Origin of the sequence: Actinosynnema sp. NPDC059335 (assembly GCF_042752395.1) — a bacterium.
Classification (GTDB): Bacteria; Actinomycetota; Actinomycetes; order Mycobacteriales; family Pseudonocardiaceae; genus Actinosynnema.
Window position 1 is genome coordinate 1 of record NZ_JBHYXZ010000272.1, and the last position, 5,665, is coordinate 5,665.

The 5,665-nt window shown below is 73.2% G+C and carries 4 protein-coding genes; 1 reads left to right on the forward strand and 3 read right to left on the reverse strand.

From position 1 onward, the window contains the following. Positions 1 to 197: 197 nt before the first annotated feature. Entirely contained in the window at positions 198 to 1,466 is a 1,269-nt protein-coding gene (locus tag ACFXGA_RS39260; protein ID WP_378097990.1) for an ABC transporter substrate-binding protein, read from the reverse strand. Positions 1,467 to 1,894: 428 nt separating this feature from the next. Between ACFXGA_RS39260 and ACFXGA_RS39265 the strand changes: the two genes are divergently transcribed. Next, entirely contained in the window at positions 1,895 to 2,950 is a 1,056-nt protein-coding gene (locus tag ACFXGA_RS39265; RefSeq protein WP_378097993.1) for a LacI family DNA-binding transcriptional regulator, read from the forward strand. Between the two features lie 550 nt (positions 2,951 to 3,500). Here ACFXGA_RS39265 and ACFXGA_RS39270 read toward each other — a convergent pair. After that, complete coding sequence (locus ACFXGA_RS39270) at positions 3,501 to 4,355, reverse strand: sugar phosphate isomerase/epimerase family protein (RefSeq protein WP_378097998.1); 855 nt, start codon at positions 4,353 to 4,355, stop codon at positions 3,501 to 3,503. Between the two features lie 26 nt (positions 4,356 to 4,381). Beyond that, a partial coding sequence (locus ACFXGA_RS39275) for an alkaline phosphatase family protein (RefSeq protein ID WP_378097995.1) occupies positions 4,382 to 5,665 on the reverse strand: 1,284 nt, incomplete at its 5' end.

Consider the following 5,665-nt stretch of genomic DNA (forward strand, 5'->3'; position numbering starts at 1 on the left):
GTGTTGATCGTCGTCACCGGGCTGGCCCGGGGGGGGGGGGGGGGCGCGGGGGCGGGGGGGGGGGGGGGGGGGGCCCCCCCCCCCCCCCGGGGCGCCCCCCGGGGCGAGGGGGCGGGGGGGCGCCGCGGCCCGCCCCCCCGCGCCCCCCCCACACCGCCGGCGCTCCCCGGGGAGGAGGAACCCCCGGACCGCACGAATCAGCTCGCCCGGTCGGAGTCGGCCAACTGCGCGACGACCTCGTCGACGGTGGTCGAGCCGCTGAGCAACTGCTGCGAGAGGCGTCCCATCAGGTCGATCGTCTTGCTGGACAGGGCCACGTGCAGCGCGGGCTTGCCGGTCTTGATCCCGGCGACGATGGTCGAGGCGGCGGGGCCGCCGGCGGACACGTCGATGGTCGTGTCGGACGCGATCGCGCCCGCCTCCGCGTAGAACGCCTCGAGGGCCTCGCTGGAGGTCAGCGAGCGGACCAGGTCGGCGGCGAGCTTGGGGTCGCGGGTCCACTTGGCGACCGCGTAGCCGATGCCGCCGTCGTACGGCAGGCTCGGCGTGGCGGCGGGGTTGACCACCGGCGCGTCCATCACGCCGACGTCGGCCGGGTCGAGGAACTCGCCGAAGTCCTTCCAGTGCCCGATGTCCGACATCAGGCCGATGATGTGCGCGGCCTTGCCCGACTGGAACACCGCGAAAGCGTCGTTGAACATCGCGGTGGAGTTGACCCCGTCGTTGTTCAGGCCGTCGTCGTTGACCTGCTTCCACAGCTCGAAGACCCGCTTCACGTTCGGCGAGGTCCAGTCCCGCTTCCCGGCGACCCAGTCGTCGCACTCCTGCGGCGTGAGCGTGGCGGGGCCGATGGCGGAGAGGAAGAACTGGATGCCGATGCCCTCCTTGTTGCCCACGCCGAAGCACTTGGCCCCGGTCTTGCCGGCGATCGCGCCGCAGTCCCGGACGAAGGCGTCCCACGTCTTCGCGGGCGCGTCGGGGTTCAGACCGGCCTGCTCGTAGAGCGCCTTGTTGTAGTAGAGGGGGTGGCCCTGCAGGGTCACCGGCGCGGCGTAGGTCTTGCCGTCCTCGGTGAACGCGTCCCAGCCGGCCAGCCGGTGCTTGTCCTGGGAGACGTAGTCGTCCAGCGGGACCAGCGCGTCGACCCGGTCGCGGATCTGGCCGCCGCCGTTGAACAGCATGACGTCCGGCCCCTTGCCGGCCTGGATCGCCGCGCCGAGCAGCGTGTAGTACTGGTCGAACGGCTGGGCCACGAACTCGACCTCGGTGTCGGGGTGGCTCTTCGCGAAGTCGGCCTTCGCCCGGTCGAGGTAGGCCGCCACGTTGGCGTCGCCGGACTTCCAGTCCCAGACGACGAGCTTGTCGCCCGAACTGCCGGAGGGTCCGGGTCCCGCGGCGCTCCCGCAGCCGGCCGCCAGGGCCAACCCGAGGACCACCGCAGCCGACCACAGTGCGCGCTGCTCCATCGCTGCTCACTATCTCCAGACGGTGGCCGGGCGAGCCTCCGCTCCGGCGCGATTGCGTTCATGAAGCTAACTCGTATGACGTCTTACGTCAACGGTTCTCCGTGGGCCCGGGAATGGGCTTCCGGCAGGGTCCGGCACCAGGGAACACCGCAGGCGCGGGCGCGTTCGCGGCGGCACCGATGCTAGCGGATGAGTCGGACTCATCCAGGGCATCGTTGGCAGATTCCGGACACCGCCGGCGGAGTATCGGCAGGTGACGCGCGCTCGGCGCGGAGAGGCGTACTTCGTCCCTTGACGGAGCGCTACGACACGGGTTGTCATGAGTGACCCCGGACTACGGTCGCGACGACGCTACTGGTCCGATGAGTCGGACTCATCGGCTCCTGGTCGGCGCGCGCCTCGGCCGGCTCGGAGAACGGGAGGTCCACGTGGGCGCACGGCGGGTCACGTTGGCCGATGTGGCCAAGGTGGTCGGCGTCTCCCCGACCACGGTGTCCCTGGTGCTGTCGGGGCGCGGGCGCGACCTGCGCATCTCGGAGGCGATGCAGCGACGCGTCCAGGAAGCGGCCACCGAGATGGAGTACCGCCGCAGCCGGGCGTCGGTGGCGCAGCGGGCGGCCAGGGCGCGCACGATCGCGTTCGTGTCCGACGCGGTGGCCAGTTCCCGGCTCGCCGGCGGCATGATCTCCGGCGCGCTGGGCGCGGCGCGCCGGCGCGGCATGACGTTGTTCTTCGGCGAGACCGGGGGCGACGGCGGCTTCGAGCGGACGTTGATCGAGACCATGCGGGACTACCAGGTGGACGGCATCATCCTGGCCGCCGTGCACACCAGGAGGGTCCGCGTCCCGGTCGAGCTGACCGCCGGCCGGGCGGTGCTGCTCAACGTGCTGCCGCAGGACCCCTCGCCGCTGCCCTGCGTCCTGCCGGACGAGGTGCAGGGGGGCCGCGCCGCCGCGCGCGTGCTCCTCGACGCGGGCCACCGGGAGGGCATCCACCTCATCGGCGCGGGTCCGACCGGGGAGGGGCTGCCGCCGGACCGGCCGGCGGCGTCGGGCCGGGTCACCGGGATCCGGCAGGCGCTGGCCGAGGCGGGGGTCTCGGTGGAGGGCGGGCGTCCGTGCCGGCGGTGGCTGCCGGAGCACGGCTTCGAGGCGACCCGCGCCCTGCTGCGAACCCGGCGGCCGCGCGCGTTGATCTGCCTGGACGACCGGCTGGCGCTGGGCGCGTACCAGGCGTTGCAGGACGCGGGGCTCACCGTGCCGCACGACGTGTCCGTGGTGTCGTTCGACGATCACCCCATCGCGTCCTGGCTGCGCCCGCGCCTCACCACCGTCGCGTCGCAGCACCAGGACCTCGGCGCGAAGGCCGTCGACGTCCTCCTCGGCGAGGCCGACCAGGCGGACGCGGGGCGGCTGGGCCGGGGCCGGACCCACCACGTCCCGATGCCGGTCCGCAACCGCGAGTCCGTGGCCACTCCCCGGTGAGGGGGCACGCGCGCCGTTCACCGGGTGATCGCGGCTCGCCCGGTGAACGGCGCGGCGGCGGCGGGCCGAATGCCCCCCCCCCCCCCACGGCGCAAAGAGCGGAGCCCCCCGGTCACCCCCCCCCACGCCACCACAGCGGCAATCGGAAGGCCCAGCCGACCCGCGGCACAACCCGCGAAACCCCCCCCGCCCCCGCCCGGCCGCGCCCCGCGCGGGGGGGCGGCGCCCCCGGGCGTGACCCGGCGGGGCGCCCCCCCCCCCGCCCCCCCCCCGCGGCGGCGTCGGGCAGAAGGCCCGCCGCCCACGCTCGGCGCATTGAGCGGAGCCGCCGGGTCACCCCCGCCAACGCCACGACAGCGTCAAGCGGAAGGCCCTGCCGACGCTCGGCACATCGCGCGAACCCGCCCGCTAACACCGCGACAGCGGCACGCGAAAGGCCCTGCCGACCCTCCGCACATCGCGCGAACCCGCCCGGTCACCCCGCTAACACCGCGACAGCGGCACGCGGAAGGCCCTGCCGGCCCTCCGCACATCGCGCGAACCCGCCCGGTCACCGCCCCGCGAACGGCGCGGCAGCACCGCGCAGGAACGCCAGCCCGTCCGCGGCCAGCGCGTCGGGCGATTCCGCCAGGGGCCGCCAGATCGACGCCGCGGTGGCGATCGTCGCGTTGTCCGGGGTGAACGACTCGATGCACAGCGGTCCGCGGTAGCCGGTGTCGGCCAGCGCGCCGAGCAGGGCGGGCCAGTCCTGGTGGTCCCGTCCGGGCGTGCCGCGGTCGTTCGCGCACACCTGGACGTGCGCGATCCGCCCACCGGCGGCCCGGATGGCGTCGGCGGGCGAGGATTCCTCGATGTTCAGGTGGTACGTGTCCAGCGTCAGGCCGCAGCCCTCGTCCGGCAGCCCGGCCAACGCCTCCAACGCCTGGCCGACCGTGTTGAGCAGGCTGGTCTCGTAGCGGTTCAACGGCTCGACCGCGACCCGCACCGCCTTCGACGCCGCGTGCTCGACCACCGGGGCGAGGTTCTCGCGCAGCTCGGCGTACGCCCCCGCCCGGTCCCCGATCCGCCAGGTGCGCCCCACCGCGCTGTACGCCGGACCGGCCACCACACCGCTGCCGACGATCGCCGCGACGTCCACGACGTGGCGCAGGTAGTCCTGCGTCTCGGCGACGGTCCCGGACTCGACCAGGTCCCGGCCGGGCGGCATGACGAGGCACACCGTCGCCCGCAAACCCAGCTCCGCCAGCAGGTCGGCCGCCCGGTGCGGGTCCCAGTCGCCGGGGTGCTCGACCGGCAGCTCGATGACGTCGAAGCCCCACGCCCGCACGCGCGGCGCGAGCCGTGCCAGCACGTCGTCGGTGAGCGGCGACGCCCACACCCAGGTGCTCACACCGATGTCCCACATGTCGTCAGTCCTCACAGCCGGTCCGCTCAGCGGCCGATCCCTTGGAGTTGGAGCAGCAGGTCGCGCACGGCCGTGGCCGGGAGGTGGCCGTCCCGCTCCACCACCTCGGGCACGCGGGGATCCGAGCACAGCAGCACGGGGCCGTCCTGGGGGCGGTCGGGCAGGCGGCCGTGGGTGCCGCGCACGCAGGACGGGTCCAACGGCACCGTCCGCATGGTGTAGCGCAGCCCGAGCTTCTTGCGGACCAGGTTCAACCCCGCCTTGGCCCTGGCCAGCCGGTCGGCGGGATCGAAGAACAACTCGGCCGGGTCGTAACCCGGCTTGCGGTGGATGTCCACACCCCGCGCGAAATCCGGCGCACGACCGTCGTCCAACCAGTAGTAGTACGTGAACCACGCGTCCGGCTCCGCCACCACCACCAACTCACCCGAACGCTCGTGGTCCAACCCCACCAACCCCTGGGCCTCACGATCGAACACCTCGTCCACGCCCGCGAGCTCGGCCAACACGGCCCGGGTCCTGGCCACGTCGGCCGGGTCACGCACGTACACGTGGGCCAGCTGGTGATCGGCCACCGCGAACGCCCGCGACGCCCACGGATCCAGGTACTCCATCCCCGCCTGCGCGTACACCTCCAACAAACCCGCACGCCGCAACGCGCGATTGACGTCGACCGGCCGACGCGCCTCGGTGATCCCGTACTCCGACAACGCCACCACCGTCGCGTCCAACTCCAACAACGGCTTCAACACCCGATCCACCTCCGCCGCGGCCCTCGCGGCCCGCGGCGAATCCGGCCCGAAACGCTGCAAGTCGTAATCCAAGTGCGGCACGTAGACCAACATCAGGTCCGGCCGCCGCTCGGCGAACACCTTCAACGCCGCGCCCACGATCCACTCACTGGACCGCAACGACGCCGTCGGCCCCCAATACTGGAACAACGGGAACTCCCCCAACTCTCCGACCAACGCGTCGTGCAACTCCGGCGGCCGCACATAGGCGTCCGGAGACTTCCGCCCGTCCGCGTGATACACCGGACGCGGCGTCACCGTCACGTCCGTGGACGCCCCCATCGCATACCACCAGCACACATTCGCCGCCCGATACCCCGGACGCACCCGCCGCGCCGACTCCCACACCTTCTCACCCCCCACCAACCGATTGTGCTGCCGCCACAAATGCACCTCACCCACATCACGGAAGAACCACCCATTGCCCACCACCCCGTGACCCGACGGCGCCAACCCCGTCAACCACGTCGACTGCACCGAACACGTCACCGCCGGCAACACCGTCCCCAACCCCGCCCG

Bases quoted from the DNA above. Each gene is read 5' to 3' on its own strand.
- ACFXGA_RS39260 (WP_378097990.1), bottom strand. From the start codon at position 1,466: ATGGAGCAGCGCGCACTGTGGTCGGCTGCGGTGGTCCTCGGGTTGGCC.
- ACFXGA_RS39270 (WP_378097998.1), bottom strand. From the start codon at position 4,355: ATGTGGGACATCGGTGTGAGCACCTGGGTGTGGGCGTCGCCGCTCACC.